Origin of the sequence: Cryobacterium sp. HLT2-28, from assembly GCF_004402495.1 — a bacterium.
Taxonomy (GTDB): domain Bacteria; phylum Actinomycetota; class Actinomycetes; order Actinomycetales; family Microbacteriaceae; genus Cryobacterium; species Cryobacterium mannosilyticum.
This window is the reverse complement of record NZ_SOFH01000018.1, coordinates 41,151-67,059: the sequence shown is the minus strand read 5'-3', so window position 1 is coordinate 67,059 and position 25,909 is coordinate 41,151. Positions and strand designations below refer to the sequence as shown.

The 25,909-nt window shown below is 68.5% G+C and carries 29 protein-coding genes; 20 read left to right on the top strand and 9 right to left on the bottom strand.

From position 1 onward, the window contains the following. Window positions 1-121: 121 nt before the first annotated feature. Window positions 122-1,024, bottom strand: a complete 903-nt coding sequence (locus tag E3O48_RS07925) for a dihydrodipicolinate synthase family protein (protein WP_134538001.1) — start codon at window positions 1,022-1,024, stop codon at window positions 122-124. 358 nt (window positions 1,025-1,382) lie between these two features. Here E3O48_RS07925 and E3O48_RS07920 point away from each other — a divergent pair, with 358 nt between their 5' ends. Then, window positions 1,383-1,736 (top strand): helix-turn-helix transcriptional regulator, encoded by a 354-nt coding sequence (locus E3O48_RS07920; protein WP_134510764.1) that lies wholly within the window; start codon window positions 1,383-1,385, stop codon window positions 1,734-1,736. Next, complete coding sequence (locus E3O48_RS07915) at window positions 1,733-2,419, top strand: cation transporter (protein ID WP_134538000.1); 687 nt, start codon at window positions 1,733-1,735, stop codon at window positions 2,417-2,419. The genes E3O48_RS07920 and E3O48_RS07915 overlap by 4 nt, the downstream gene beginning before the upstream one ends. A gap of 305 nt (window positions 2,420-2,724) precedes the next feature. Here E3O48_RS07915 and E3O48_RS17615 read toward each other — a convergent pair whose 3' ends face one another. Further along, a complete protein-coding gene (locus E3O48_RS17615; protein WP_166788651.1) occupies window positions 2,725-3,519 on the bottom strand; it encodes an SGNH/GDSL hydrolase family protein in 795 nt (264 codons plus the stop codon). Between the two features lie 817 nt (window positions 3,520-4,336). Further along, window positions 4,337-4,540 carry a ribbon-helix-helix protein, CopG family gene (locus E3O48_RS07905; RefSeq protein WP_174774773.1) on the bottom strand — a complete coding sequence of 68 codons (204 nt, stop codon included), beginning with the start codon at window positions 4,538-4,540 and terminating at the stop codon, window positions 4,337-4,339. A 79-nt stretch (window positions 4,541-4,619) separates the two neighbouring features. Here E3O48_RS07905 and E3O48_RS07900 point away from each other — a divergent pair, with 79 nt between their 5' ends. From E3O48_RS07900 to E3O48_RS07850, 9 genes are all read left to right on the top strand, one after another. After that, window positions 4,620-5,381, top strand: a complete 762-nt coding sequence (locus E3O48_RS07900; protein ID WP_134537998.1) for a phosphotransferase — start codon at window positions 4,620-4,622, stop codon at window positions 5,379-5,381. A 188-nt stretch (window positions 5,382-5,569) separates the two neighbouring features. Further along, window positions 5,570-6,061 (top strand): GNAT family N-acetyltransferase, encoded by a 492-nt coding sequence (locus E3O48_RS07895; protein WP_134510760.1) that lies wholly within the window; start codon window positions 5,570-5,572, stop codon window positions 6,059-6,061. Window positions 6,062-6,101: 40 nt separating this feature from the next. Beyond that, entirely contained in the window at window positions 6,102-6,530 is a 429-nt protein-coding gene (locus E3O48_RS07890) for a VOC family protein (RefSeq protein WP_134537997.1), read from the top strand. Window positions 6,531-6,897: 367 nt separating this feature from the next. Continuing rightward, window positions 6,898-7,308, top strand: a complete 411-nt coding sequence (locus E3O48_RS07875; RefSeq protein ID WP_134537996.1) for a hypothetical protein — start codon at window positions 6,898-6,900, stop codon at window positions 7,306-7,308. A 92-nt stretch (window positions 7,309-7,400) separates the two neighbouring features. Next, window positions 7,401-8,045: a dihydrofolate reductase family protein gene (locus tag E3O48_RS07870; protein WP_134537995.1), complete on the top strand. Its 645-nt coding sequence runs from the start codon at window positions 7,401-7,403 to the stop codon at window positions 8,043-8,045. Window positions 8,046-8,239: 194 nt separating this feature from the next. Then, window positions 8,240-9,181 (top strand): 5'-3' exonuclease, encoded by a 942-nt coding sequence (locus E3O48_RS07865; protein ID WP_134538187.1) that lies wholly within the window; start codon window positions 8,240-8,242, stop codon window positions 9,179-9,181. A 115-nt stretch (window positions 9,182-9,296) separates the two neighbouring features. Next, entirely contained in the window at window positions 9,297-9,929 is a 633-nt protein-coding gene (locus E3O48_RS07860) for an HNH endonuclease family protein (protein ID WP_134537994.1), read from the top strand. Between the two features lie 80 nt (window positions 9,930-10,009). Beyond that, window positions 10,010-11,059 (top strand): zinc-binding dehydrogenase, encoded by a 1,050-nt coding sequence (locus E3O48_RS07855; RefSeq protein ID WP_198413043.1) that lies wholly within the window; start codon window positions 10,010-10,012, stop codon window positions 11,057-11,059. 213 nt (window positions 11,060-11,272) lie between these two features. Continuing rightward, complete coding sequence (locus tag E3O48_RS07850; protein WP_370249478.1) at window positions 11,273-12,205, top strand: cytochrome b/b6 domain-containing protein; 933 nt, start codon at window positions 11,273-11,275, stop codon at window positions 12,203-12,205. A 6-nt stretch (window positions 12,206-12,211) separates the two neighbouring features. On the opposite strand, the gene E3O48_RS07845 is transcribed toward E3O48_RS07850, so the two are convergent. Beyond that, window positions 12,212-12,589, bottom strand: coding sequence for a helix-turn-helix domain-containing protein (locus E3O48_RS07845; protein ID WP_134537993.1), 378 nt, complete (start codon window positions 12,587-12,589; stop codon window positions 12,212-12,214). Between the two features lie 92 nt (window positions 12,590-12,681). Between E3O48_RS07845 and E3O48_RS07840 the strand changes: the two genes are divergently transcribed. Then, window positions 12,682-13,536 carry an NAD(P)H-binding protein gene (locus E3O48_RS07840; RefSeq protein ID WP_134537992.1) on the top strand — a complete coding sequence of 285 codons (855 nt, stop codon included), beginning with the start codon at window positions 12,682-12,684 and terminating at the stop codon, window positions 13,534-13,536. On the opposite strand, the gene E3O48_RS07835 is transcribed toward E3O48_RS07840, so the two are convergent. Continuing rightward, complete coding sequence (locus E3O48_RS07835) at window positions 13,484-13,867, bottom strand: nuclear transport factor 2 family protein (RefSeq protein WP_134537991.1); 384 nt, start codon at window positions 13,865-13,867, stop codon at window positions 13,484-13,486. The two genes, E3O48_RS07840 and E3O48_RS07835, sit on opposite strands and share 53 nt — an antisense overlap. Beyond that, the gene (locus E3O48_RS07830; protein WP_134537990.1) at window positions 13,864-14,340 is read right to left on the bottom strand and encodes a hypothetical protein; all 477 of its coding nucleotides are present in this window, start codon (window positions 14,338-14,340) and stop codon (window positions 13,864-13,866) included. Before E3O48_RS07830 ends, E3O48_RS07835 begins: the two co-directional genes overlap by 4 nt. Window positions 14,341-14,472: 132 nt before the next feature. Between E3O48_RS07830 and E3O48_RS07825 the strand changes: the two genes are divergently transcribed. The 3 genes from E3O48_RS07825 to E3O48_RS07815 all read left to right on the top strand — a co-directional run bounded on the left by E3O48_RS07825 (window position 14,473) and on the right by E3O48_RS07815 (window position 17,183). Continuing rightward, window positions 14,473-15,702, top strand: a complete 1,230-nt coding sequence (locus tag E3O48_RS07825) for a glycosyltransferase (RefSeq protein WP_241982454.1) — start codon at window positions 14,473-14,475, stop codon at window positions 15,700-15,702. Beyond that, complete coding sequence (locus E3O48_RS07820) at window positions 15,699-16,436, top strand: PIG-L deacetylase family protein (RefSeq protein WP_134537989.1); 738 nt, start codon at window positions 15,699-15,701, stop codon at window positions 16,434-16,436. The genes E3O48_RS07825 and E3O48_RS07820 overlap by 4 nt, the downstream gene beginning before the upstream one ends. 165 nt (window positions 16,437-16,601) lie before the next feature. Next, window positions 16,602-17,183 carry a cysteine hydrolase family protein gene (locus E3O48_RS07815; protein ID WP_134537988.1) on the top strand — a complete coding sequence of 194 codons (582 nt, stop codon included), beginning with the start codon at window positions 16,602-16,604 and terminating at the stop codon, window positions 17,181-17,183. A 101-nt stretch (window positions 17,184-17,284) separates the two neighbouring features. On the opposite strand, the gene E3O48_RS07810 is transcribed toward E3O48_RS07815, so the two are convergent. Then, the gene (locus E3O48_RS07810; protein WP_134537987.1) at window positions 17,285-17,722 is read right to left on the bottom strand and encodes a DUF1294 domain-containing protein; all 438 of its coding nucleotides are present in this window, start codon (window positions 17,720-17,722) and stop codon (window positions 17,285-17,287) included. Window positions 17,723-17,776: 54 nt separating this feature from the next. On the opposite strand from E3O48_RS07810, the gene E3O48_RS07805 reads away from it, so the two are divergent. Then, on the top strand, window positions 17,777-18,994 hold the full coding sequence (locus E3O48_RS07805) for a PLP-dependent aspartate aminotransferase family protein (protein ID WP_134537986.1): 1,218 nt from the start codon (window positions 17,777-17,779) through the stop codon (window positions 18,992-18,994). A 32-nt stretch (window positions 18,995-19,026) separates the two neighbouring features. Here E3O48_RS07805 and E3O48_RS07800 read toward each other — a convergent pair whose 3' ends face one another. Together E3O48_RS07800 and E3O48_RS07795 are read right to left on the bottom strand one after the other, a co-directional pair. After that, window positions 19,027-19,872 carry an aldo/keto reductase gene (locus E3O48_RS07800; protein ID WP_134537985.1) on the bottom strand — a complete coding sequence of 282 codons (846 nt, stop codon included), beginning with the start codon at window positions 19,870-19,872 and terminating at the stop codon, window positions 19,027-19,029. A gap of 187 nt (window positions 19,873-20,059) precedes the next feature. Further along, window positions 20,060-20,878, bottom strand: a complete 819-nt coding sequence (locus E3O48_RS07795; RefSeq protein WP_134537984.1) for a gamma-glutamyl-gamma-aminobutyrate hydrolase family protein — start codon at window positions 20,876-20,878, stop codon at window positions 20,060-20,062. A 234-nt stretch (window positions 20,879-21,112) separates the two neighbouring features. Between E3O48_RS07795 and E3O48_RS07790 the strand changes: the two genes are divergently transcribed. The 4 genes from E3O48_RS07790 to E3O48_RS07775 all read left to right on the top strand — a co-directional run bounded on the left by E3O48_RS07790 (window position 21,113) and on the right by E3O48_RS07775 (window position 25,900). Then, a complete protein-coding gene (locus E3O48_RS07790) occupies window positions 21,113-23,215 on the top strand; it encodes a TPM domain-containing protein (protein ID WP_134537983.1) in 2,103 nt (700 codons plus the stop codon). Window positions 23,216-23,324: 109 nt separating this feature from the next. Next, on the top strand, window positions 23,325-24,056 hold the full coding sequence (locus E3O48_RS07785) for a PspA/IM30 family protein (protein ID WP_134537982.1): 732 nt from the start codon (window positions 23,325-23,327) through the stop codon (window positions 24,054-24,056). A 146-nt stretch (window positions 24,057-24,202) separates the two neighbouring features. Continuing rightward, window positions 24,203-24,979 carry an arginase family protein gene (locus E3O48_RS07780; RefSeq protein WP_241982453.1) on the top strand — a complete coding sequence of 259 codons (777 nt, stop codon included), beginning with the start codon at window positions 24,203-24,205 and terminating at the stop codon, window positions 24,977-24,979. Window positions 24,980-25,093: 114 nt separating this feature from the next. Next, window positions 25,094-25,900: a crotonase/enoyl-CoA hydratase family protein gene (locus E3O48_RS07775; RefSeq protein ID WP_241982452.1), complete on the top strand. Its 807-nt coding sequence runs from the start codon at window positions 25,094-25,096 to the stop codon at window positions 25,898-25,900. Window positions 25,901-25,909 lie beyond the last annotated feature (9 nt).

Here is a 25,909-nt window from a genome sequence, read left to right as displayed (position 1 = left end):
CCCCATTGTGCGCAGCCGCAGGCAGTTTCAAGCGAGGCCAGCCCCGCGCGCTGCTCGCGAATACTTGCCGGGATAGCGACCACCGTGTCCGCCGTGCTGGGACGGGACCCGATGAGTGGGTTCATCGGTCGAGTCGGAGCTCATTCACCACCTCGGCGATACGTGCCCGTCGCGCCTCGGTCAGCCCTAGGATCGGGAGCGGCAGGCTCTCGTGCGGGGCGAGGCCGAGGTGCTCCGCGATGGCAGCGACCACGCGCAGACTGCCTCCGAACTCGGCAAACAGACGCCACAGCGGGGCGAGCAGTTCTGATTCTGCCGCCGCGTCCGCCGCCCGGCCTTCTTGTGCGGCTCGCGTGATTGCGAGCGCAGCCGCAGGGACGATACCCCCGATGACCGAATACCAGGCATCACATCCCGCATTCAAACCCGTCGCGGCGAATGCGTCACCGGACACGCCGATCGTGACGTGCTTGGGCACCTCGGCTCGGACCGCCGAGACGTGGGCGCGGGCTGCGGCGGGGTCGGAAGGCACCCCGGGGATCTTGATCGACGCGATCCCCGGCAGGCGGGCGATGCGGGCGTAGAGGTCGATGCTGAAGGTGAAGTGGGTGGTGCCGGGGTTGTCGTAGACGATCACGGGAAGCTCGGTGTGCTCGGTGACGGTGCGAAACAGCTCGAATACGTCGTCGTCGGTGAGGGGCTGGTAGCTCATCGGAGCCAGCAGCACTCCTGCGGCTCCGGCTTGTTCGGCATGGTCGATGTTCGTGAGGATCTGGGAGGTTCGCAGCGCCCCAACCCCCGCGAAAACGGGCGTCTCGCCAGCATGCTCAACGGCAATACCTGCGACGCGGGCACGCTCGTTCGGGGTGAGATAGGCATAGGAGCCCGTCGAGCCCAGCGTTGTGATCGAGTCCACCTTCGCAACACTCAACCTTTGGATCAGGCCGATATACGCGTGCTCGTCGACCGCATCGTTCTGAAACGGGGTCAGGGGGAAGGCGCTCAGGCCAGTGAAGATGCTCATTGCTCCTCCTGGTGCGGGGTGTGTTCGAAGCCGAGAGCGGGGGTGGCTTGTGGACGCCCACTGAAGACAAGGGTATTTCTGCCAAGTGAAAACAGGGCCACTCTCGTGTGGTCCTAGTTTGCCGTAGTCGCGGCGGGGTGATGGCGCTTGGGCCGGTGACTATTCGACCACCGGACACGGGAATCGACCGCCGCTACTCCGTGATCGGACTCTAGCCGCTCGCCCGTCTCAACAGATACCCATCCGTGACACCCCAGGTGAGCAGCCTCCTGCCTCTGCAATTCACGCTCCGTGCGCGTCACTCAACGTTCGTTCACCGAGTTCAACCAATGGTCATCGGTGGCTGTATGGTCAGTTCATGCTGACGATTGCTTCGCGCCTCGATGTCATGATCCGGCTCGGCCGTGCAATGGCCGATCCGACCCGTTCACGGATCCTGCTCAGCCTCCTCGAGCAGCCCGGCTATCCCGCCCGGCTGGCGCGCGACCTCGACCTCACACGCTCGAACGTATCGAACCATTTGAGCTGCCTGCGCGGTTGCGGCATTGTTGCCGCCGTGACGGAGGGCCGACAAACACGGTACGAAATCGTCGACCAACACCTGACCCGAGCGCTGACGTTGCTCTTCGCCGTTGTGCTCGCGGTGGACGACGGCGTCGAATGCTGCGACGAAGACTGCGATCTGCCCCTCTGTTGCGGGACCAGAGCATGACCGCCACCACGAGCGGACCCGCCCCCGCCCTGGACCCGGTCCGGAAACTGATCCTTCAACGCCGAATCCGGCTCGTCGTCGCCGTCACGATCACCTACAACGTGATCGAGGCGGTCATCGCGCTCACCGCCGGCACCGTGGCATCCTCTGCCGCCCTGATCGGCTTCGGTCTCGACTCCATCGTCGAAGTTCTCTCTGCGGCCGCGATCGCCTGGCAATTCGCCGCCCCCGACCCGGAGAAGCGCGAGAAGGTCGCGCTGCGCGTCGTTGCATACTCCTTCTTCGGCCTGGCCGCCTACGTGATCGTCGATTCCTGCCTGTCGCTCTTCGGCCTTCGCGAAGCGGAGCACAGCCCCGTCGGGATCGCGCTTGCCGCCGTCAGCCTCGCCGTCATGCCTGTCCTGAGCTGGTTCGAACGTCGCACCGGCCGGGAGCTGGGATCCGCGTCGGCCGTGGCGGACTCGAAGCAGACCCTGATCTGCAGCTACCTGTCCGCCGCTCTCCTGGCCGGGCTGCTGCTCAATTCGTTCCTGGGGTGGGCGTGGGCGGATTCGATCGCCGCCCTCGTGATCGCAGGGTTTGCCATCCGGGAGGGTGCGGAAGCTTGGAAGGGCGACGCCTGCGCAGTGCCGATCATCGCCCTCACGGGCGAACGGACCGCCGATACGGGCGCCTGCTGCTGACATAGCTCTGATCAGACTGAACCCGGACGGCCCCGATCTGCATGCCGCTTCACCTCTGAGGGTTCGCTGACTGGCGAAGCGGTTTCTCTGCGACGTTGCCGGCCGGGAGCCAGACTCGCTGCGTGCAGTGATCGTCCCGAGGAGAATGGCGTGCCGCGCAAGTGGCGGCTATGTGGCGGTTCACTGGCGTCACCGTGGCGTGGTGCCAACGGGAGAGGTGGCGTCAATATTAAACCTGTGAACAAGACACGAATCGTCGAACTGCGTCAGGAGCAACGGGTGAGGTGTGGGCCTCGGCCGCGGCGCTACAAGACCGCCCGGATGGCCGCCGCGTACGCCCGATAGCCGGCGGGGGTCGGATGGAATGCATCCTGGCCGGCGAAGTTGACCCAGGAATCGGCGTCGCCGATGGCGTGACCTGCGAAAGCCGCGGACACATCGACGTAGCCGATGCTCGCGTTCGGACGGGCTGCCTGGGCTTGGACCACGACACCTTGGATGGTCTGGTTCAGGACCACCGTGGCGCCGTTGACTTGGCTGATCAGCGGGTTGGCCGAGGGAGCGAAGAGAAGCGGGTAGCCGGTTACGACCACGCGGGCGTTCGGGGCCGCGACCGCGACCTGCGCGTACGTCGCGGCCAGACGGACTATCAGCTCACCGGAGTAGAGCAAATCCCCGGCCGAGGAGATGGCAGCCCCGCACGCCGCCACGTCCGCCGAGGCACACGCCGCCGCGACGCCGGCGACGTTGAGGTCGTTACCCCCCACGGTCAGGGTGACCAGCGTGGTCCCCCGGTTCAGGGCCGACAACTGGGTGGAGGTGACGTCGACGGTCGTGGCCGAGCTGCAGCTTACGTTGCGCAGCAGGTTGGTCCCCTTGACCGCATCCAGCACCGCCGGGTAGCCGTTCGGACTTTGCAGGCAGCTGCCCGTGTAGCCACCACCGCCTTGCCCCGCCGCGTAGGAGTCACCCAGGGCGACGTATTTGTTGACCGGGGCCGCGGGCGCGGCGGAGGCCGGAAGGCCACCGGCAGCGACCACTGCCGAAACGGCGAAGACGACGGCGAGGGCGCTGGACAGGAATCGGGTTTGTGGTTTCATGGCCCGACCGTACTCCCACCTGGGCACCCAGCATAGGAGAATTCCGGGCGCCGCCTCAGCCTGTCCAGGGAAGCGGCCCGGCGCGCTCGATGAGTGTCGTGATGACTCATCAGACCGTTGGGCGGGGCAAGCGCCGAGCAACATGACCCTCCGATTCCGCGGCCGGGGCGGCGGCGAAGTCCGGCACAAGAGTGACTTGTTTGCGTCGCCCGTGCGGTCACCCCGACAGCTCCGGACGAGACCTTTGCACCCAAGACGACCGAGAGCCTGCTCAAACTCCGAGGCGAGATCGAGAAGGAGGGCTGGGTGGAGACCGACCGAGGACGCCGCCATGGGCTGGCTACTTGGCGCGGTCGGAAGAAATGACCACGGAGCAGTAACCGGTCTGGCATCGCTGCCCCTGTTTGCGAGCGCCGTGGACGTTCCGCGGGACCTTCCCAAGTGACACAGCATCGGCATTCTCGGCCGCTGGTGGTTTAGCCCCGACTCTGTCGTAGTGGCCGTCCGGCTTGCGGCCGCTTTAGGTGGGTTGAGCAAGGTGTGTTTTAGGACGTCCGCGCCGATCCGGAGAGTTCTCCCCGCGAAGACCGGCTTCAGCGCGCGGCCTCCATCTCATGATTGGTGCCAAGTGCTGACCTTCGGCTTCGAAACCGGGCGCTGACCCTGGTCTGAACGCTTGAGAAGCCAGCCGGCCGTTCCTGTGCCGCACCCGAACGAGCGCCCCCAAAACCTCACTCCTGGTGAGACTCGTGGCAGGCAAACGACTTGTCTTGGCGATGAAGCGTTTGCAACTCTCGCGCCCGCCAGGTGAGGTAGATCACTTGCCGAGGCGGTCAAGCGCTTCGGCGTAGCGCGGGAGCTCCTCGTCAAGGACACTGCCCAGCAGGTCCTGTCGGCTGTGGTTCTCGACGTATTCACGCACTGCCTGCTTGGCGACGTCCTGCATGGACCGCCTCTCGTACTCGGCACGGCGACGCAGGGCGTCGGCCTCATCATCGGTCAAGCGAAGGGTCATTGGCATGGACACGCGGTATCACCAGTGACACCAGTGTCGATAGGGTTCCGAAAGCGGTTCGACTTCAGGACGGTAGCGTGATGGCATGGGCGAGGACGAACTGGAACTCACTGGAGGCAACGCGTCAGGCGCTGTTGTGCGAGTGGGCGACACTGTCCGAAAGCCCTGGATCAGCAATACCTCGGTCATGCAGAGCTATCTTGCAGAGCTCCGTTCGCACGGTGTAGATGCTCCACGGCCGCTCGGCCGCGACGAGTCCGGCCGGCAATCTGTCGAATTTGTCGAAGGCGTGATGGCGTTGGATCAGATGCCGCTAGGCACCGACGATCTGCGACGCGTCGGGCAGATGATCCGCCGTATCCACGATGCGAGTGAATCTGTTCCAATTCCCGACCCTGATGGCTGGGAGATGCTGCTGCCAGTTGACGACCCGAACCTGATGTGTCACAACGACCTCGCGCCGTGGAACCTTGTCATCGGGGATCGCTGGGTTTTCATAGATTGGGATGGTGCAGGACCGAGCACTCGACTGTGGGACCTGGCGTACGCGGCCCAAGCCTTTGGCATGCTCGTTGCCGGTGAACCCGTCGAGTCCGCTGGACTCAGGCTGCGTGCTTTGGTCGAAGGGTACGAGGCCGACACCGCGCTCCGCGACGCGCTTCCAGCAACGATGGCGAAGCGGACCGCCGCTATGTTCGAACTACTGCGCACCTCACACGAGACCGGTCTCCAACCCTGGGCGGATATGTACGAGAGCGGACACGGCGATTTCTGGCGTGACGCGACCGAATACGTCAGCCAAAATCGAACTGCTTGGGAGCAAGCGCTCTCGCGACCGAGCTCGTGATTGATGAAGGGAGCCGCATTGACGGAGGCACTTCCGGTAGAAGTTCGTTGACGCCCAGACAGAACCCGAGGGTCGTGACTGGACGTCACGCGTAATGACTGCAACACTCGAGGCATGTTCCATCGCTAAGCGCGCAAACCACGTCGACAAGTCGACATAGCCACTTTTGGGAACTGAGGAACAGCGCCATGACAGTGCACATCCGCGATGCTGCCACTGAGGACATCGACTTTCTCGCCGCGATGCTGCTGGAAGCAGTCAACTGGCGCCAAGACCAGCCACCCGCAACTCTGCAATCGATCATGAAAAACCCCGATATTTGGCATTACCTCTCCGATTGGAAACGAAGCTCAGACTTCGGTTTCCTGGCACACGAGGCAGAGGGCAATCCGGTCGGCGCGACCTGGGCGAGGTTCATGACGGCCGACGATCCCGGATACGGATTCGTTGACGAAGGCATCCCTGAATTAGGCATGGGCGTGGCAAGTACTCATCGAGGGCAAGGCGTGGGCCGCGTTCTTCTGGAGCAGACCATCCGGGCCGCAGCGGATCGTGGCCTCCAGGGACTGAGTTTGAGTGTCGAAGACGAGAACGAACGAGCCCGCGCCCTGTACGTGAGTAACGGCTTCGTCATCGCGGGACGGGTCGGCAAGTCGGACACCATGATGCTCACGTTCTGAATCGACATCGTCAACATACCGACTCACGAGAGGGAGAACCATGACTGCAGTATTCGTCGGCCTGCCTGTGACCGACCTTGAGCGCTCGAAGGCGTTCTACGAGGCGATCGGTCTCACTTTCAACCCGCGGATGAGTGACCACAACGCCGCCTGCTTCATTGTTGAAGAGGGACACAGCTTCTTGATGCTGATGCTCCGCGAGTTCTTCCAAACCTTCACCGACCTCCCCATCGGCGATCCCGCGGTGAACCCGTCGGCGTCGACATCGATCTACCTCGACACGCGCGAAGCCGTCGACAAGGCGGCCACCGACGGTCTTGCGGCCGGTGCCGCTGAGCCCCGCCCCGCCGCCGACTACGGCTTCATGTACCAGCGAGGACTGACTGACCCGGACGGCAATGCCATCGAGTTCGGCTGGTTCGACCCGGCCGCGGCTGACATCCCTGCCGTCGAGAACCAGCAGGCCTGAGGTCGGTGGCTGCACGCGACTACGGCCAGTTCGATGGGATAACGCGGGCCGTCGAGCTGATCGGTGAGCGCTGGTCGCTGCTCATCGTTCGCGATCGCGACCGGTGTGGTCGAGGTTCTGCGCGGCCGCGACGACCTCCTCGACCGCTTCGCGAGCACGTTTCACTTGGCCGCCTGATCCGAGCGCACGGGCAGCAGCGAAGTACTGAGTGAATGCCCGAAACCACCCGACCCAGCCGGGGTCACCTCACCGAACTGCCTGGTCGCATTGCACGGATGCCAACCAAGCCGAGCAGGATCAAGGAAGCACGCCCATCTGGTTCCGCCTAGAGTTGCGGCGTAGACCCGACAGTTGAAAGGAACAGACCATGAGCACCGCCTTCAGTAAAGAGGAAAAGGCAGCAATGCGAGCAGCAGCGGCCGAAGCAAAGGCCGCACAGGAGGGCGCCGACCTGGAGGCAGCATGCCTTGCCGCGATCGCCGAGCTGACCGGCACGGATAAGGAGTTGGCCGAGACCCTGCACCAACTGGTCAAGGGCCACACCATTCTCGGGTCAAAGACGTGGTACGGCATGCCGGCCTACACCAACGCTGACGGCAAGGTCGTGGTGTTCTTCCAGAGCGCCGCCAAGTTCAAGGGGAGGTACGCCACCATCGGCTTTCAGCAGGACGCGAACCTCGACGAAGGCAATTTCTGGCCGAGCTCCTACGCCGTGACCAGGCTGACCGCCGCCGATCAGAAGCGACTGGTGGCGTTGCTGGAGAGAGCCGTCAGCTAGGTGTCGTTCCCTTAGACGTTAGGAAGCCGTACGGCGTTGGTCGCGTCATGCGACGTGAACACGGCGTCCTGCCGCGACGATAGGAGATCTCCATGACCGGTCGTATTCACATCGACCTCTTCACTACGCTCGACGGGGTCGCCCAGGCTCCCGGCGGCCCCGACGAAGACACCGACGGCGGATTCGCCTTCGGCGGCTGGCAGGCGCCCCTGATTGACGACACCGACGGCGCCCAGATAGCGGAGGGGATCCACGCGATGGACGCGCTGGTGCTCGGACGGCGCACCTACGACATTTTCGCCGGCTACTGGCCGCATCACCTCGAGGGACCCGACGCCGACATCGCTCGCAAGTTCGACGCGATCCCCAAGTACGTCGCCTCGCGGGGCGCGCCGGAGCTCGCCTGGCGCGACTCGCATCTGCTCGGCCGCGACCTCGCCGCGGAAATGGGTGTTCTGCGCGAGCGACACCGGGAGATCCACGTGATCGGCAGCATCGACTTCGCCCGCACTCTCGTCGCCGACGGCCTGTTCGACCAGTTGAATCTGTGGGTCTACCCGATCGTGCTCGGTCCCGGCAAACGCCTCTTCACCGCCGACGGACCACCCCTGTCCCTTGAACTGCTCAGCGCCGCGGCCCCGTCGAGGAAGGGCACTGTTCTCCTGCGGTACGGCCCGACGGGTTCTGCCCCGGCGACGGGCGACATGAGCCGAACGGATCAATCCGCTATCGGATGATCACGCCTGCAGCTGCCCACGCTCCGAGTGCTGCGCCGCACCGATTCCTGCACAGGTCGCGGCGAGGGGAAAGCCGAGGATGAACAGGGAGCCGAAGGCCCAATCTCCCGATTGTTCATCATCTGGCGGGGTCGATCGCATTCAGATTGCCGGTGTGGGATGATGCCGCCGTGACCGATCACCGCGAGCGCCTGATGCTCCTCGACACCGCCGCCCTGTACTTCCGTGCCTTCCACGGGGTGCCCGATTCCGTGCAGGCGCCGAACGGCGCGCCCGTGAACGCCGTCCGGGGGCTGCTCGACATCATCGCCCGGCTCGCCTCGGAGTTCCGGCCGACCGAAATCGTGGCCTGCTGGGACGACGACTGGCGCCCCGGTTGGCGGGTGGACCTGATTCCCACCTACAAGACCCACCGGGTCGCCGCTGCGCAGCCGGCGGATGCCGTCGGCCACCCGATCGAGGACGTTCCGGACTTGCTCGTTCCTCAGGTCCCGGTCATCCGTGAGGTGCTCGGCGCGCTCGGGGTGCCGGTGATCGGCGCCCCGGACCACGAGGCGGACGATGTCATCGGCACGCTGGCCTCGCATTCCCGGCTTCCGGTGGACGTCGTCACCGGGGATCGGGACCTTTTCCAACTGGTCGACGACTCCCGCAGCGTGCGGGTGATCTACACCGGGCGCGGCATGGCCCGGCTGGAGATCCTGACGGATGTCACGCTCCGGGCCAAGTACGGAGTCAGCCCGGCGCAGTACGCGGACTTCGCCGCGATGCGCGGCGACGCCTCCGATGGGCTGCCCGGCGTGCCCGGCGTCGGCGAGAAGACGGCGGCCGCGTTGCTGGCCAGCTTCGGCAGCCTCGACGGGATCGTCGCGGCAGCGGCAGACCCCGCGTCGGGGATGGCCGCGCCCGTGCGAGCCAGGATCGCCGCCGCCTCCGCCTACCTCAGGGTCGCCCCGGCCGTGGTGAGGGTCGTCCGCGACCTCGACCTGCCCGACTTCGACGCGCGCATCCGGGTCGGCCCCGGCGAACGGGCAGCCGAACTGGATCGGTTGGCCGTCGAATGGGGGCTCGGGTCGTCCCTGACCCGCGCCCGAGACACCCTGGCCGCACTGGCCGCACTGGCCGCAGTGGCGTAGAGCGGTCGCCGGGTGTTCACCCGATGGGACCAGCGGCGCGAAAGGGCCAGCCGAGAGGATCGAGGTAACCCGTTGAACCGCCATTCCCGGTTCACGGTCGAACCGAGGAGCCCTCATGAAACACCCATCCCCCGCCCTGATCCTGGTCGGCGCACTTGTCGTTGTGGCGACGCAGCTGACGGCCGCCCAGGCCTTCGCCTCTCCGCCTGACCCGCCGGCACTCGGCACGATCAACAGCGAGCTGGCTGCGATCCCGACCGAGGTCGAGACGAGTTCCGCCGGTTACTCCCGGGACCTCTTCCCGCACTGGTCCACGCAGTCGGGCAGCTGCGACACCCGGGAGACGGTGCTCAAGCGTGACGGCGTCGGTGTCGTGACCAGTTCGACCTGCTCGGCAACCTCGGGCAGCTGGTACTCGGTCTACGACGGCACCTGGAACTACGCGTCGTCGGACGTCGACATCGACCACGTGGTCGCCCTGTCCGAGGCGTGGGGGTCCGGGGCGGCAACCTGGACCACCAGCAAGCGCCAGCAGTTCGCCAACAGCCTTGGCGACGGCCAGCTGATCGCGGTGACCGACAACGTCAACGCCTCGAAATCCGACCGGGACGCGGCGGAATGGCAGCCGCCGCTGGCCTCGTACCGCTGCACCTACGCCAAGCACGTCGTGCACGTGAAATACGGCTGGGGCCTGTCCATGGACGCCGCCGAGAAGAACGCGATCACCTCCATGCTCGCAACCTGCTGACCGGGCTTCCGGGCGTCTCACCGCGCCTCCGCCGCGAGGCTGCTTTCGCACAAGCCCGCCGAGGCTGGCAGGCTTGACCGATGGACACCATGACCGCAGCCGTACTGACCAGATTCGGCGGCCCCGACGCACTCGAGCTGCACCACGATTGGCCCCGCCCCCGGCCGCAACACGGTCAGGTACTGGTGAAAGTCACTGCGGCTGCGGTCAACAACACCGATTTATGGACCCGTCAGGGCGCATACGGGCTGCCCGACGACCCGGCGGCGCAGGCCGGGTGGCTGGGCGCGTTCGATTTCCCGCGCATCCAGGGCGGCGACATCGCCGGCGTCGTCGTGGAGGTCGGTCCGGGCGTGACCGGTGACCCGGTGGGGCGCCGCGTGCTCGTCGACCCGGCTCTCTACGGCTCCGATGACGACGACGCGTCACCGGTGGGCTACCTCGGCAGCGAGGCCGACGGCGGGTTCGCACAGTACGTCGCCGTGGCTGCCTCGCATGCGCACGACGTGCAGGACTCGCCGCTGTCCGACGAGCAGTTGGCGTGCCTGCCGGTCGCGTTCGGCACCGCGATCGGGATGCTGGAGCGCGCGAGCGCGCGCTCGGGCGAGACGGTGCTCGTGACGGGCTCCTCCGGGGGCGTCGGACTCGCGCTGGTCCAGCTCGCGGCGGCTCGAGGAGCGCACGTACTGGCGCTCACCAGCGGGTCCAAAGGCGACGCCGTGCTCGCGAACGGGGCTGCCCAGGTCTTCAACCGGGATTCACCCGACGTCCTGGCCCGGATCCGTGCCGCGGCCCCCCTCGGTCTGGACGTGGTTGCCGACATCGCCGGCGGGCCAGGGCTCGCCGCGATGATGCCGCTGCTCCGCGACAACGGCCGCTGGGTGATCGCCGGCGCCGTGGCCGGGCCGGTCGTCGAGTTCGACCTGCGCCGCCTTTACCTCCATAATGTGCAGCTGATCGGTTCTTCCATGCACACACGGGTCCATTTCCGCCGGCTGGTCGGGCTCGCTCGCGACGGCCAGGTCCGGCCTCAGATCAGCAGCACATTCCCCCTGGCCGAGATCGCGGACGCCCAGAAGGAGTTCGCCGAACGCCGGCACATCGGCAAAATCGTTCTCCGGCCGCACTAGGGAAACCGCCGTGCGCGGGAGGGCTGCGACTTCGCGGCTCCACCCATCGGGACACCCAGGTTTCGTTGCTTTACGAAGCGAACGCGCCCCGGAGGACGAAATGGTCGATGATGGCATAGTCGGCGCCCCGCGCGCCGGCCAGCCGACCGTTTCCGCCTGACCAGGAAGACCCGACTTCATGCCGCACAACTCGATCGCCCGGCGGGGCGAACGGTGACCGCGGAGAACTCCCGGCTCTTCGGGTCGGGCCGGAGCATCCGGTTCACCCTGGCCTGGGCCGTGCCCGTCGCGGTCCTCTCCCTTGCCGCGGCCGTGCTCGCCGCGAAGGGCATTCGCGCCCTGCCCGCGGTCGAGTCCTTCCTGGTCGACTATCCCGGTGCCTCCGCGCTGCCGGCCGGGACACCCGTCGGTTTTCCTTCCTGGCTGGCCTGGCAGCACGGCCTGAACGTCTTCTTCATCCTGTTCATCGTGCGCTCGGGCTGGCAGGTGCGCACGGCCGGGCGTCCGACCGTGTTCTGGACCCGGCGGAACACCGGCGCCCTGCGCACCCGGCGGGCACCGACCCGGATGGGAATCAACGTCTGGCTGCACCTCACCGTCGACGCCCTCTGGGCGCTCAACGGGCTGCTCTTCTACGTGCTGCTCTTCGCCACCGGCCAGTGGCTGCGGATCGTGCCGGTCAGCTGGGACATCTTCCCGAACGCCGTCTCCGCGCTGATCCAGTACGCGTCACTCGGCTGGCCCGTCGGCGACGGCTGGGTCAACTACAACGCCCTGCAGACGCTGAGTTACTTCAGCATCGTGTTCGTGGCCGCGCCTCTCGCCCTCGCCACCGGCATCCGACTGTCACCGCTCTGGACGTCGCGCAGGCTCAGCAGACTGGTCCCGATCGCCGCGACCCGGGTCGTGCATGTCGGCGTGATGGTCTTCTTCCTGGTCTTCATCGCGGTGCACGTCACGCTGGTTCTCGCGACCGGCGCCCTCCGCAATCTGAACCACATGTACGCGGCGACGAGTGACGAAGGCTGGACCGGGTTCTGGATCTTCGCTGCGTCGCTGGCCGTGATGGTCGTGGCCTGGTTCGCTGCCGGCCCCCGAGCGCTGCGCGCCATCGCCTCACTCGGCGGCACCGTCACGACCCGTTAGGTCGCTTCACTCTCCTGGCGCCACGATCTCGTCGGCGTTGTCGGCGATCCAGTCCATCAGCGGCAGCAGGCGGCGGGTGACCTGCCGGCCCCGCTCGGTCAGTTCATAGTCGACGCGCGGCGGGATGGTTGCCTGCGCCTCCCGGTTGACGAAACCGTCCGCCTCGAGCGTGCGCAGGGTCGACGCGAGCATCTTCTCACTGATGCCCTCGATGGACCGCCGCAGTTCACCCCAGCGGAGGGAGTCCTGCTCGAGCGCCAGCAGCACCAGCACGCCCCATTTGCTGGTCACATGGTCGAGAACCGTGCGGGTGGCGCACTTCGCCGGATACAGGCCGCCGACCGCGCCGGGCCGGGCGCGGGAAACCTCAAAACTTACCTTCATGTGGGTAGCTTACAAAAAAGGGGGTACCCGCGTTGGGGAAGTAATGGAACCGGCCGTTCGTTGACACCGGCAAGCAACCGAAAGGGCATCCCATGTCATACATCGTCACGGCAACCTCCGGCCACCTCGGCCGTCTCATCATCGAGTCCCTGCTCGCCCGGGGCGCGGCTCCCGCCGACATCATCGCCACTGCCCGAAACGAGGGCAAGCTGGCGGCGCTGGCCGCCCTCGGCGTGAGGACGGCCGTGCTCGACTATGCGCGGCCCGAGACGGTGACGGCGGTCGTGGGGCCCGGCGACGTGCTCGCCCTGGTGTCCGGCTCCGAACTCGGCCGGCGCTTCCTCCAACACTCGACCGTGATCACGGCGGCCAGGAAGGCCGGCGTGGGCCGCATCGTGTACACGAGCGCACCCCAGGCCACCACCTCGGACCTGCTGCTGGCGCCCGAGCACAAGGCGACCGAGGAGTTCCTGGTCGCGTCCGGGGTTCCGTTCACGATCCTCCGCAACGGCTGGTACACCGAGAACTACGCCGGGGAGATCGAGAAGGCGCGCCAGTCAGGCGAGATCGTCGCGAGCGTCGGCTCAGGGCGGGTCGCCAGCGCCAGCCGGGCCGACTACGCGGATGCCGCGGCGGTCGCCCTCCTGGACGGCTCCCTCGCCGGTCGCACCCTCGAGCTCTCGGGCGACCATGCCTGGGACTTCGCCGAACTAGCGGCGACGATCGGAACACTGATCGGCACGGACGTGGCCTTCCGCAACCTCGCACCGGCGGAGCACGCGGAACTGCTCGCGGGCTTCGGGCTGGACGAGGGCACGGTGGGATTCGTCGTCGGGCTCGACGCCAACATCCGTGACGGCCTGCTCGGCGAGACCAGCGGGGACCTTGCTCGCCTCATCGGCAGGCCGACGACACCGCTCGCGGCAGGGCTTGCGGCCGCCGCCTAGCGGTGATGCGGTTCGTCATCGAGCGCAGGGGCTCCCCTGCCGCCGACGTCGCGGCATACGTCACGGCGGCGGACGCGAAGGCGACGTCGCCGCCGATGGAGGAGCGCACCTCGGTGAAGGCCACGTCGACCAGCTCGGCGCCCAGGGAGCCGAACCACTCGGTCGCCATCGCCCGCCAGGCGGCGATGCCGACGTGCTCCCACCGGCCCCACGCGTCGAAGACGTGCACGTCATCGGCATGGATGTCGACGAACGCGTCGACATCCTTCGCGCGGACGGCGGCTCCGTAGGCCTCAAGGGCCCGAGTGACCGGGGTGTGATCGGTGCTCATCGGTTTTCTCCGGTTCTCATGGAAGTCGCCGGCTCCGTGCACCGGGAGGTGGAGCGGATGATCACCTGCGGGACGCCGGTCTCGTCCGTGACGGTGACCCGGTAGGTCAGGAGGTGCTGGCCGACGAGTTTGAGTGCGATGTGGTCCCGGTTGTCCAGGGTCTTCGCGGTGACGCTCCAGCCCATTCCCTCATAGTGCCGGGCGACGCTGTCGACCCAGGCATAGCGGTCGAAGTCGGGCCCGACGGTCATCGTGCGGGACACGGCGACCTCTTCCCCGCCGCTGCCGTCCGGGCAGTCGGAGCCCGCGCTCGCGTCCGAGGTGGACACGACGGTGCCCGCGGGGAGCGTCGCCGCGATCGAATCGACGTCGACCAGCACTTCCTCGATCACGCCTGCGCGGGTGGTCGGCCTGTCCGTGCGCAGGTTAAGGCTGATGATCACGACCACGAACAGGATCACTGAAACCGACACGGCCAACGCAATTGTCGGGCCGACCTTCCAGAATTTTCCCCTGGTCCCCATTCCCGCAGCCTATCCGCCGAGCTGCGGGCGCGGGGGAATACTTCCCAGAGAACGCCGAATCTGCTGGGCTACGATCTTCTGGTGTCTCACCCGTTGCCTCCCCTCCACATCGCGCTCGTCTGCCTGCACACCTCGCCGGGCGCGGAACCCGGTTCGGGCGATGCCGGCGGCATGAACGTCGTGGTCCGCCACCAGGCGGAGGCCCTGGCCGCGGCCGGCCACACCGTGGACATCCTCACCCGGCGATCGTCATTCGAACTGGCCGGCAATGTGCAGCTCACCCCGGGGGTCACCCTGCGGTACCTCGACGCCGGCCCGGCGGAACCCGTGGCGAAGGGCGACCACGAGGCGTTCATCGACGAGTTCCGTGTGCGGATGAGCGCCCTCGGCCCCTACGACATCTACCACTCCCACCACTGGTTCTCCGGGATGGCTGCCCTGCCCCTCGCCCGCCTCCGCGGGGTGCCCCATGTGCAGAGCTTCCACAGCATCGCGGCCGACGAGTCCACCCCGCTGTCCGCCGGGGAACGCCCGGAATCCCCCGGGCGGATGGCCGGAGAGGCCTGGCTCGCCCGCGAATCCGACGCCGTCGTGGCGATCAGCGCTGCCGAGGCCGAGACCGTGGTGGAACGCCTCGGCGGCTCACCGGACCGTGTCGCCATCGTGCCGCCGGGCGTCGACGGGAGCCTCTTCCGTCCGACCGCGCCGGAACCCGCCACGGGCCGCGGCTATGCCGTCGTGGCCGCGCGTCTGCAACCGCTGAAGGGCCTTGACCTGGCGATCGAGGCGATCGCGGCGGTCCCGGAAGCAGTGCGCCCCGAGCTGGTCATCGCCGGGGACGCCTCGGCCGACTTCAACGGATACGTCGACGAGCTCACGGCGCTCGCGGCCAGGAACGGGATCGGAGCCGGAGTGCGGTTCGTCGGCCCGCAGTCCCGGATCGCGCTGGCCGCGCTGCTGCGCGATGCTCGCGTGGTGCTCATCCCCTCCCACTCCGAGACGTTCGGCCTGGTCGCCCTCGAAGGCGCGGCGAGCGGCGTGCCCGTGGTCGCCGCGGCATCCGGCGGCCTGCGCGAGGCCGTCCTCCACGGCGACACCGGTGTGGTGCTCGAGTCGCGCGACCCCGCCGCCTGGGCCGGCGCCATCAACACGATCCTGTCGAACCCCGGCCTGGCCAGGCGCCTGTCCGTCGCGGGGCGCGAGCACGCGGAAGACCTGGACTGGCCCCGCTCGGCCGCAGGCCTGCTGGTCGTCTACCGTGCTCTCACCGACCCCGGCGCCGACCACCACCAGCACCTCGCGATCGCGTGAGCCTGCTGGGCCTGGGCGCCTCCGTGCTCTTCGTGCACGCTCACCCCGACGATGAGACGATCTCCACCGGCGCCCTGATCGCGGAACTGGTCGCTCACGGCATCCGGGTGTCGCTACTCACCGCCTCCCGCGGCGAACGTGGTGAGGTCGTTCCGGGGCCGCTCTCGGGCCTCGAGGGCACGGCCGCGCTGACCACGGCACGCGAACAGGAGTTGCAGCGGGCCACGGCCGCGCTCGGGGTCGCCGACCGATTCTGGCTCGGTGAGCCGCCCGCCCGGGCAGCCGGCCTGGCCCCGCGCCGCTACCGAGACTCGGGCATGACCTGGATCCGCCCGGGATTGGCCGGCCCCGCGCGCGACGTCGACGGCGACGCCCTCGCGATCGCACCCCTGGCTGAGGTGGCGGCGGATGTCGCGGCCCTCATCCTGGCGCAGCGGCCGGCGCTCGTCGTCAGTTACGACAGTGGAGGGGGCTACGGGCACCCCGACCATGTGCGGATGCACGATGCCGCACTCGCCGCGTGCCGCGCGGTGGGTACGCCGTTCGCGGAGATCCTGCACGAGCCAGCCGCCGACGGCGAGTGGTTTGTGCTCGACCGGCACCTGTCCACGGTGACCGCCGCCCTCCGCTGTCACGCCAGCCAGCTCACCGTCGACGGTTCGCACATCGTGCACTCCGGCGGGCAGCGGGAGCCGATCACCACGTCGATCGGGTTGCGGATCCTTCCCGGATAGCCGGCATCGGCACGGTCGGGATCGTCGATGGGGATGTCGAAGGGAATCACTCTGCTCGTCTTGGGACGCAGCGTGGAACCGGCGCCGGACGGGGCAGGTGGTCCTGGTCCGAAACGGATGCCCGCCACGGTGCGCGAGACCGCCGAAAGGGGGTTTGATGGAGGAATGACCAGCATTGACACGAACGCGGCACTCGTCATCATCGATGTGCAGCAGGGATTCGACGAGTCCGAGTGGGGCTCCACCACCAATCTCGGCTGCGAGGCCAACATCGACGCCCTCGCAACAGCCTGGATCTCGACCGGCCGGCCGATCGTCGTCGTGCGCCACGACAGCAAGAGTGCGGGGTCGTCGCTCCATCCGGGGAAGCCGGGGAACGCGCTGAAACCGAGCATCGCCGCGCTCCCGGCCAGCCTGCTGGTGACCAAGAATGTGAACTCGGCCTTCATCGGCGACCCCGACCTGCACCAGTGGCTCGGTCGGCAGGGCATCCACCAGCTTGTGATCTGCGGCATCCAGACCAATATGTGTGTGGAGACCACCGCCCGGATGGGCGGCAACCTCGGCTACGACGTGATCGTTCCCCTGGACGCCACCCGCACCTTCGGCCTGGTCGAGCTGGGGCCGCGGAACGGGGCCCCTCTGTCGGCCACGGCGGACGAGGTCATGCGGATGACCGCCCTGAACCTGGCCGCCGGAGGCTTCGCCACGGTGACCAGCACCGCGGAGTTGCTCCCGTTGGTCTGACCGCCCGTCGGGTCTCGACCGGCTCCACCGGCTCGACCACCGACGGCGAGCGGGCCCGCCGAGACCTCTGTCGTTCGACCTCGATGACCGCCCGCACAGCGTTATCCGGCCATCACTCCCGACAACAGCAGCGAGGCCAGCCCGACGAAGGCGACGACGTTCAGCACAACGGTCCCCCAGAAGGCGGAACGGAAGCTCGCCTTCTTGGTCTTGTGGCGGAGGGTCTGCTGGGCGACGATGGCGCCGGGCCAGCCGCCCACGGCACCCCAGACGAGGAGGGTGCTCTCCGGCACTCGCCAGCGGCCTGCCGTCGCCGCTGATTTGTCCACCGCATAGGCCACGAAGCAGCACACGCTCGCCGCTAGGTAGCCACCCGCGACCCAGACCGACAGCGGCCAGATTGCGTTCAGCACCAGGCAGACCACGACGAACGCCGGAATGGCGAGGTATGCGCCCGCGCCTGACCCTGATCTGGGCGAGGCCGGCCGACGGCTCAGGGTCCGCCGCCGCGGCGTGCGGCGTCTTCTGTCCTGGGCCATGTAGACGAGCGTAACGTTCCGGCGCGCGGCAGCGTCCACCCGTAGGTTGGAACCATGACCTCGCCGCGCACCCAGGCCCGACCCGATAAGCACGACCCGCAGAGCCTCGGGTTCGCCACCCAGTCGGTGCACGCCGGCAACGAGATCGATGCCGGGTCCGGCGCGCTCCGCACGCCCATCGTGATGGCGAATTCCTATGCGCTCCCCGAGGACCCCGCGGCCCTGAGCTGGTCGGGCACCGACGTTCCCCTGTACACCCGCAACAGCGGCGCCAACCAGCTGGGACTGCAGCGCAAGCTCGCCGTGCTCGAGGGCGGCGAGGACGCCGTCGCCCTCGCGAGCGGCGTGGCTGCCCTGCACGCGATCTTCTTCACGCTGCTGAAGACCGGTGACCACGTCGTCGTCGCCGACGTGACCTACGAGGCCGTCTACCGGCTGTTCACCGAGCTGCTGCCGGAGAAGTACGGCATCCAGGCCAGCTTCGTCGACCCGACCGACCTGGCCGCCGTGCTGGCGGCCATTCGCCCGGAAACCCGGCTGGTGCACATCGAGTCGGTGGGCAACCCGACGACCAAGGTGACGGATGTCGCGGCCATCGCCGAGATCGCCCACGCGGCCGGGGCCCTGCTCTCGATCGACAACACCTTCACTCCCCCGCCGCTGTTCAGACCGCTCGCGCTGGGCGCCGACCTCGTCGTGCACTCGCTGACGAAGTACATCAACGGGCACGGCGACGCGATGGGCGGCGCAGTCATCGGCCGCGCCGACCTGATCCGCCGGATCAAGCTCGACGCCATGGTCGACGTAGGCGGCGTGATCAGCCCGTTCAACGCCTGGCTGATCATGCGCGGCTCGGTCACCCTGCCGCTTCGGCTGCGCCAGCACTGCGCGTCGGCGCAGCTGGTCGCCGAGTTCCTCGAGGCCGACCCGCGGGTGGCCTACGTCGCCTACCCGGGGCTGGCGTCGCATCCGCAGCACGCCGTCGCGGTGCGTCAGTTCGGCCGGGGGTTCGGCGGCATGATGGCGTTCGCGGTGACCGGCGACGCGGCGACCCAGAACCGGTTCGTGTCGAACCTGCGGGTGATCACCTCGGCCGTGTCGCTCGGGCACGACGAGACCCTGATCGTGCACGTCGACGCCTCCGGCCCGAGGGTGGCGGCCTACCCGCCGGAGTTCCGCGAGTTCGGGCACCTGCGCCTCTCGGTGGGGCTGGAAGACGCCGACGACCTCGTCGCCGACCTCTCCGCAGCCCTCGCCGCGACGTTCCTGTGAGCCCTCAGCCGTCAGCCGTTAGCCGTTAGCCGTTACGGGATGTAGTTGAACTCGTCCGGGTTCGGACCGGTGCGCTCGTCCCGGTTCAGCGCCGTGATGGCGGCGACGTCGTCAGCGGTGAGTTCGAAGTCGAAGAGGGCGAAGTTCTCCTCGACCCGGCCGCGGGTCACCGACTTCGGGAAGACGATGTCGCCGCGCTGCAGGTGCCAGCGCAGGGTGACCTGGGCGGCGGAGCGGCCGACCCGGTCGGCGATCGCCGTGATGACGGGATCGCCGAGCACCTTGCCCTGGGCGATCGGCGACCAGGCCTCGGTCGCGATGCCGTGCGCCGTGTTGAACGCGCGCAGGTCGTCCTGGGTGAGGTAGGGGTGCACCTCGATCTGGTTGACCGCGGGAACGGTGCCGGTCTCGTCGAAGAGGCGCTGCAGGTGGTGCTGCTGGAAGTTGGAGACGCCGATGGTCTTCACCCGTCCGGAGGCGTGCATCTCCTCCAGTGCCTTCCAGGTCTCGACGAAGTCGCCGACGGCCGGCAGCGGCCAGTGGATCAGGAACAGGTCGAGATAGTCGAGCCCGAGGGTGGACAGGCTCGTGTCGAACGCCGCGAGGGCGTCCTCCCGCTTGTGGAAGCCGTTGTTGAGCTTGCTGGTGACGAACACCTCGGAGCGGTCGAGCCCGGATTCACGCACGGCCTCGCCGACGCCCTGCTCGTTGCCGTACATCTCGGCGGTGTCGATGTGGCGGTAGCCGACCTCCAGCGCTGCCAGCGTGGCGCGCCTGGTGTCGGCCGGGTCGATCTGGAACACGCCGAAACCGAGCTGAGGGATCGCCTGCCCGTTGTTGAGCACGAGGGTGGGGACTGTTAAGACTGCTGCCGTCATTCCGGGTTCTCCTTCTGTCGGGGGCGGTGCGCGGATGATGGTGCGCACCTCACCCTGACCCCAACCCTCCGACCGGGGCCTCGAATTCCCGAACCCGGTGAATCGTCAGGTCGGAGGTCAGACCCCACGAAGTCAGACCGGTATTCGATCAGGCCGCAATTCGATCAGGCTGGGCAGTACAAGTAGATCAGGCCGCGACGAGATCGGCGAGGCGTGCGTCGGCAACCTGGCGCTGCAGGGCCGCGAGGAGGAGCGGCAGCTGCTCGGCCGGGGCATCCGGCGCCTCGGGGTGCCACTGCACTCCGGTGATCGGCGCCGACTCGTGTTCGACCGCCTCGACGAGGCCGTCCGGGGCGATCGCCGCGGGGACCAGTCCGGCGCCGAGCCGGCCGACGCTCTGGTGGTGGGCGCTCTGCACCGAGACGGCGACGGAGCCGAGGCTGTCGAGTAGTCCGCTGCCGCCGAGGAGCTCGACGGGGTGCTCGCGCAGGATCTGGTCGACCGGCACGTTCACGTTTCGGTGGATGCCGTCCTCGATGTGCTGCACGATGCCGCCGCCGAGGGCGACGTTGATGATCTGCAGCCCGCGGCAGATTCCGAGGAGCGGGGTGTCCCGCTCCACGGCACGGTGCACGAGGGCGATCTGGCCGTCGTCGGCCGCGTCGTAGTGCCGGGTCTCGCCCTCATAGCCGTCGGCGCCGCCGTAGAACCGGGGGGTGATGTCCTCGCCGCCCATGATCAGGATGGCGTCGCTGTCATCCGTCGCCGCGAGCAGTTCCGCCGGGGTCATGTCGGCGGCCGCGAGACGAGTGACTCGCCAACCGCCCTGCTCTCCGGCGGAGACCGCGGAGGCGTTGAGCACCTGGACCTTGGCGTGGTAGGCCGGCCGGTCCGGGCGGTGGCGGGTGACCTCGACGATGGCGAGGCGGGGAAGGTCCTCGGACGAGACCTGCCCGGACGAGACCTGCCCGGAGGAGCGCTGTGACGGCGAGGAGTGCCTGCTCATGTTCGCCTCCGCTGTCGGTCGTTGTGGTTCCACCAGTCTGGAGACTGGACCGGGATCCCGCCAGCCACCCCGTAACAGTGCGAAACAGTGCGGATCGGAGCGGCACCCGGCCGGCCGGCTGCTCGCTCCGCCCGGCGAAAGCACCCCGCAGGTTCCTGGACGCGAAACGCCAGACCGTTCTATGCTCGGCACGAGTAACACCAGCAAATCGACGGTTTGTGAGGATGTGGGCCCATGCGGTCACGGTGGTTGATCCCTGTCGCAGTGGCGGCCCTGTTCGCTTTCGCCGTCCCCGTCCTCTCCGCCCCCACCCTTGCCTGGGCCGAAGACCCCGTCACCTTCGGCGCGAGCCACATCGCGGACAAGGTCGGCGCCGTCACCGCGCGCAGCGCCGAGGTTACCGCCGCCCTCGACACGCTCTACGCCGATACCCGCACCGACCTCTTCGTGGTCTACGTCGACGCGTTCACCGGGGTGGCCGACCGCCAGCAGTGGGCGGACAAGACCGCCGATGACAACGGTCTCGGCACCAACGACGTGCTGCTGGCCATCGCCACCGGCGACCGGGAATACCAGTTGTCGGTCGCCCCCGACTTCGCCCTCACCGACGCCCAGCTCCGTGAGGTCGAGACCGTCGCGATCGAGCCGGCCCTTCGGGTCAACGACTGGGCCGGCGCGGCCATCGGGGCGGCGAACGGCCTCCGCGCCGGCATCAAGGGCACCGCCATCACCGCCCCGCAGATCACCCCGGGCGATGCCACCCCCGGCCAGGGAGGCGGCGGATCGATCGGCGTCATCCTGGTGATCCTGATCGTGATCGGTCTCCTCTTCGTGGGCGCCGTGGTCTTCTTCATCGTGCGCGGCAGAAGGAAGGCCCAGCTTCCGCCTGCCGGCGTGCCGCCGACGGGCCTGCCGGCCCTGCCGACCGCGGAGCTGAAGCGCCGCGCGGCGAGCGCGCTGGTGCAGACGGATGACGCGGTGAAGTCGAGCGAGCAGGAACTCGGCTTCGCCATCGCCCAGTACGGTTCCGCGGCGACCGGCGCGTTCCAGACCGCCCTGGCGGCCGCGAAGGCGCAACTCACCGAGGCGTTCACCCTGCAGCAGCGGCTCGACGACTCCGAGCCGGACTCGGAGGCCCAGCAGCGGGACTGGTATGCCGGGATCATCGACCTCTGCACCCGGGCAAACACGGCCCTCGACGAACAGACCGACGACTTCGACGAGCTCCGGCAACTGGAGAAGAAGGCTCCGGAGGCCGTCGCAGCGGCAACCCAGGAGGCCGCCGCGATCGAGGCGCGCGTCACCTCGGCCGACGCGGCCCTGGCCACCCTGACCGCCCGGTACACCGACAACGCGATCGCCACTGTCTCGGACAACCCGCGCCAGGCGCGCGAACGGATCGCGTTCGCCGGGGCAGCCCTGGCCGAGGCGAACACCCGCCTGAGCGCCGGGGAGACCGCCGCCGCCGCCGTGGGGGTGCGCGCGGCCGAGGAATCGGTCGATCAGGCCAGGCTGCTGCTCGACGCCGTCGACCGGCTCGGCACGGACCTGCAGACCGCCACCGCCAGCGTGGCTTCGACCCTCGCCGAGCTGCAGGCCGACCTGGTCACCGCCAGCGGGCTGCCTGCGGACACCTCCGCCTCCGGCGCCCTGCCCGGCGTGATCGCCGCGACCGAGCAGGCCATCGGCGAGGTGACCGGCCGGCTCTCGACCGCCCGGATCAACCCGCTCGAACTGATGCAGAGGCTCGAGGCCGCCAACACCCGGATGGATGCGGCCCTGCAGGGCGTGCGCGACGCCGTGGCGAGCGCCCAGCGCGCCCAGGCCGCCCTGAACCAGAACCTGCTGGCCGCCCGCGCCCAGGTCTCCGCCGCCGAGGACTTCATCACGGCCCGGCGGGGCGCGGTCGGTGCGGAGGCACGCACCCGCCTCGCCGAGGCCGGGCGCCTCCTGGTCGAGGCGGAGTCGGCGAGCGCCGTCAACCCGGATGCCGCCCTCGCCGCCGCCGCCCGGGCCAACTCCCTGGCCGCGAACGCCATCGCCCTCGCCCGGAACGACGTCAACGGGTTCTCGGGCGGCCAGGCGGCCGGCGGGCTCGGCGACGTCTTCGCGGGCGGAGGCGGCAACCGCGGTGGGGGCGGCAACGGCATGATGGGCGCCATTCTCGGGGGCATCATCATCAACTCGATCCTCGGCGGAGGCGGCGGCGGGGGCGGCGGCATCTTCGGAGGAGGCGGCGGGGGCGGACGCCGCGGCGGGGGCGGCGGCTTCGGCATCCCCGGCGGATTCGGCGGGGCGGCCACCCGTTCACGGCGGGGAGGCGGGGGCAGGTTCTAGGTTCAGCGCGGCATCCGTCATCGACGTTTTCACTCATAACCGGCACATTCGCCCAGCACACACCGACAGAATGGTCTCACCCCCGTCTGTTCCTCGAAAGGACATTGCAATGACAAAACAGTCCATCTTCGGCCGCATCGCCCAGCTCGCGAAGGCAAACATCAATGCGCTCCTGGATTCCGCCGAGGATCCGAAGCTCATGCTCGACCAGATGGTGCGCGACTACACCAACAGCATCGCCGACGCCGAGAGCGCCATCGCCGAAACCATCGGCAACCTGCGCCTGCTCGAGGACGACCACCGAGAAGACGTGGAAGCGGCCACCGAATGGGGCGGCAAGGCGCTGGCCGCTAGCCGCAAGGCGGACGAGCTGCGTGCCGCGGGCGCCGCCGCCGACGCCGACCGGTTCGACAACCTGGCAAAGGTGGCCCTCGGCCGCCAGCTGCAGTCCGAGAAGGAGGCGAAGATCGCCGAGCCCCAGATCGCGTCCCAGTCGGCCGTCGTCGCCCAGCTCAAGAACGGGCTCAATGCCATGAAGGAGAAGCTGAACCAGCTTGCCTCCAAGCGAAATGAACTGATCGCCCGGTCGAAGACCGCCGAGGCCCAGACCAAGGTGATGGATGCCGTCAAGAGCATCGACATCATGGACCCGACCAGCGAGGTCTCCCGGTTCGAGGACAAGATCCGCCGCGAGGAGGCCCGGGTTCGCGGCGCCAGCGAGCTGGCCGCATCCAGCCTCGACGCCCAGTTCGAGAGCCTCGAGGACCTCGGCGAGCTCACCGAGGTCGACGCCCGGCTGGCCGCGCTCAAGGCCGGGGGCGCGAGCGAGATCGAGAAGTAGCCGGCGCGGGAAGCCGGCCAGGCGATCGGGTGCCGCACACGCGGTCCACCCGCTCGCGCGCCGCAAGCGGAGGGGAGCATACTGAGGGTATGGCTCCCACCTTCGTTGTTGTACCGCAGTGGCAGGGTTCGGTTTCTCCTCGCGCGATGCGCCTGAGTGACGGGGCGGAGGCCATCCGAGGGGATCTTCCCTCGTCCGCGACGCGGGAGGTCCCCGTCCCGGTCGAGGCAGGCGATGCCCTCGACACCGGGATCGACCGGTTCTCCACCCTGGTCATGGTGCGCGAGCGCCTGGCGTCATTGCTGCGCACCACGACGACGCCGGTGCTGACGATCGGCGGTGACTGCGGGGTGTCCCTCGCCTCCGTCGAACACGCCGCCCGGCAGCATCCGGGCGAACTCGCCCTGGTCTGGCTCGACGCGCACCCTGACCTGCACACGGCGGAGACGTCTCCGTCCGGCGCGTTCAACGGCATGGTGCTGCGCGCCATCATCGGCGAGGGCACCGACGGCCTGGCGCTGACCGGCGACGACCGGGTGCCGCTGGAGCGGGTCATCCTCGGCGGGGCGCGTGACATCGACCCGGCCGAGGCCGAGCTCATCCAGGAACGCTCGGTGGCGACGCTGTCCATCGACGACCTCACCTCCCCCGATGTCCTTGTCGCCGCGGTGCGCGCCACCGGGGCGAGTTCGTTCTACCTGCACATCGACCTCGATGTGCTCGATCCGGCCACCCTGGCCGGGCTGGCCGACCTGATGCCGTTCGGCCTGAGCCTCGACGCGCTCAACCGCGCGATCACCGCGCTGCGTGGCGAGTTCACCCTCGCCGGGGCGACCATCGCCGGCTTCGCGCCTGCCTCACCCGAGGCGGCCGCCGACGACCTGCCGAGCATCCTCCGGATCATCGGAGCTCTCACCCGCTGACCGGGGAGTCCGCCGGCGCACCCGCACAGCGCGACCCGCGGCATCCGTCCCGCCGCATCCGCCCCGTAGCATGGGACCGACGCGCCGAGCGTCACGACGCCAAAGGAGGCATCCGTGAGTCTGCAGAACCCCGTTTCCGACCAGCCGAGGATCATCACCGAGCGGCGGGGACACGTGTTCCTGATCGGGTTCAACCGGCCGGAGAAGCGCAACGCCGCCGACCTCGCCCTGCTGCAGCAGCTCGCCCTCGCCTACGGGGAGCTCGAACGCGATCCTGAGCTGCGGGTCGGCCTGGTCTATGCGGTCGGGGACCACTTCACCGCCGGACTCGATCTGGCCGATATCGGGCCGCGTCTCGGCCCGGACGGCCTCGATATGGTGCCGGAGGGCGGAATCCATCCCTGGCAGGTCGATGGCCGGACGCTGTCCAAGCCCGTCGTGATGGCCGTGCAGGGCACCTGCCTCACCCTCGGCATCGAACTCATGCTGGCCAGCGACATCTCGATCGCGGCCGAGTCCAGCCGGTTCGGGCAGATCGAGGTGGCCCGGGGCATCCTCCCCTTCGGCGGCGCCACCATCCGGTTCCCGCGGACCGCGGGTTGGGGGAACGCGATGCGCTGGATCCTCACCGGCGACATGTTCGATGCGGCCGAGGCCCACCGGATCGGTCTGGTGCAGGAGGTCGTGCCGGACGGCACCCAATTCGAGCGCGCCCTCGAACTGGCCGAGCGCGTCGCCGGCCAGGCGCCGCTCGCGGTGCAGGCGACTCTCGCGAACGCCCGCACCGCGGTGCGGGACGGCGACGGCGCTGCCGAGGCGCAACTGCAGCCGGCCCTGGCCCGCCTCGCCGTGACCGAGGATTCCCGGATCGGCATGGAGTCGTTCCTCACCCGCACGCCGGCGGCCTTCGTCGGTCGCTGACCACCACCA

Coding starts and splice junctions, on each gene's coding strand:
- E3O48_RS07925 (WP_134538001.1), bottom strand. CDS start 1,024: ATGAGCATCTTCACTGGCCTGAGCGCCTTCCCCCTGACCCCGTTTCAG.
- E3O48_RS07920 (WP_134510764.1), top strand. CDS start 1,383: ATGCTGACGATTGCTTCGCGCCTCGATGTCATGATCCGGCTCGGCCGT.
- E3O48_RS07915 (WP_134538000.1), top strand. CDS start 1,733: ATGACCGCCACCACGAGCGGACCCGCCCCCGCCCTGGACCCGGTCCGG.
- E3O48_RS17615 (WP_166788651.1), bottom strand. CDS start 3,519: ATGAAACCACAAACCCGATTCCTGTCCAGCGCCCTCGCCGTCGTCTTC.
- E3O48_RS07905 (WP_174774773.1), bottom strand. CDS start 4,540: ATGCCAATGACCCTTCGCTTGACCGATGATGAGGCCGACGCCCTGCGT.
- E3O48_RS07900 (WP_134537998.1), top strand. CDS start 4,620: ATGGGCGAGGACGAACTGGAACTCACTGGAGGCAACGCGTCAGGCGCT.
- E3O48_RS07895 (WP_134510760.1), top strand. CDS start 5,570: ATGACAGTGCACATCCGCGATGCTGCCACTGAGGACATCGACTTTCTC.
- E3O48_RS07890 (WP_134537997.1), top strand. CDS start 6,102: ATGACTGCAGTATTCGTCGGCCTGCCTGTGACCGACCTTGAGCGCTCG.
- E3O48_RS07875 (WP_134537996.1), top strand. CDS start 6,898: ATGAGCACCGCCTTCAGTAAAGAGGAAAAGGCAGCAATGCGAGCAGCA.
- E3O48_RS07870 (WP_134537995.1), top strand. CDS start 7,401: ATGACCGGTCGTATTCACATCGACCTCTTCACTACGCTCGACGGGGTC.
- E3O48_RS07865 (WP_134538187.1), top strand. CDS start 8,240: ATGCTCCTCGACACCGCCGCCCTGTACTTCCGTGCCTTCCACGGGGTG.
- E3O48_RS07860 (WP_134537994.1), top strand. CDS start 9,297: ATGAAACACCCATCCCCCGCCCTGATCCTGGTCGGCGCACTTGTCGTT.
- E3O48_RS07855 (WP_198413043.1), top strand. CDS start 10,010: ATGGACACCATGACCGCAGCCGTACTGACCAGATTCGGCGGCCCCGAC.
- E3O48_RS07845 (WP_134537993.1), bottom strand. CDS start 12,589: ATGAAGGTAAGTTTTGAGGTTTCCCGCGCCCGGCCCGGCGCGGTCGGC.
- E3O48_RS07840 (WP_134537992.1), top strand. CDS start 12,682: ATGTCATACATCGTCACGGCAACCTCCGGCCACCTCGGCCGTCTCATC.
- E3O48_RS07835 (WP_134537991.1), bottom strand. CDS start 13,867: ATGAGCACCGATCACACCCCGGTCACTCGGGCCCTTGAGGCCTACGGA.
- E3O48_RS07815 (WP_134537988.1), top strand. CDS start 16,602: ATGACCAGCATTGACACGAACGCGGCACTCGTCATCATCGATGTGCAG.
- E3O48_RS07810 (WP_134537987.1), bottom strand. CDS start 17,722: ATGGCCCAGGACAGAAGACGCCGCACGCCGCGGCGGCGGACCCTGAGC.
- E3O48_RS07805 (WP_134537986.1), top strand. CDS start 17,777: ATGACCTCGCCGCGCACCCAGGCCCGACCCGATAAGCACGACCCGCAG.
- E3O48_RS07800 (WP_134537985.1), bottom strand. CDS start 19,872: ATGACGGCAGCAGTCTTAACAGTCCCCACCCTCGTGCTCAACAACGGG.
- E3O48_RS07795 (WP_134537984.1), bottom strand. CDS start 20,878: ATGAGCAGGCACTCCTCGCCGTCACAGCGCTCCTCCGGGCAGGTCTCG.
- E3O48_RS07790 (WP_134537983.1), top strand. CDS start 21,113: ATGCGGTCACGGTGGTTGATCCCTGTCGCAGTGGCGGCCCTGTTCGCT.
- E3O48_RS07785 (WP_134537982.1), top strand. CDS start 23,325: ATGACAAAACAGTCCATCTTCGGCCGCATCGCCCAGCTCGCGAAGGCA.
- E3O48_RS07780 (WP_241982453.1), top strand. CDS start 24,203: ATGCGCCTGAGTGACGGGGCGGAGGCCATCCGAGGGGATCTTCCCTCG.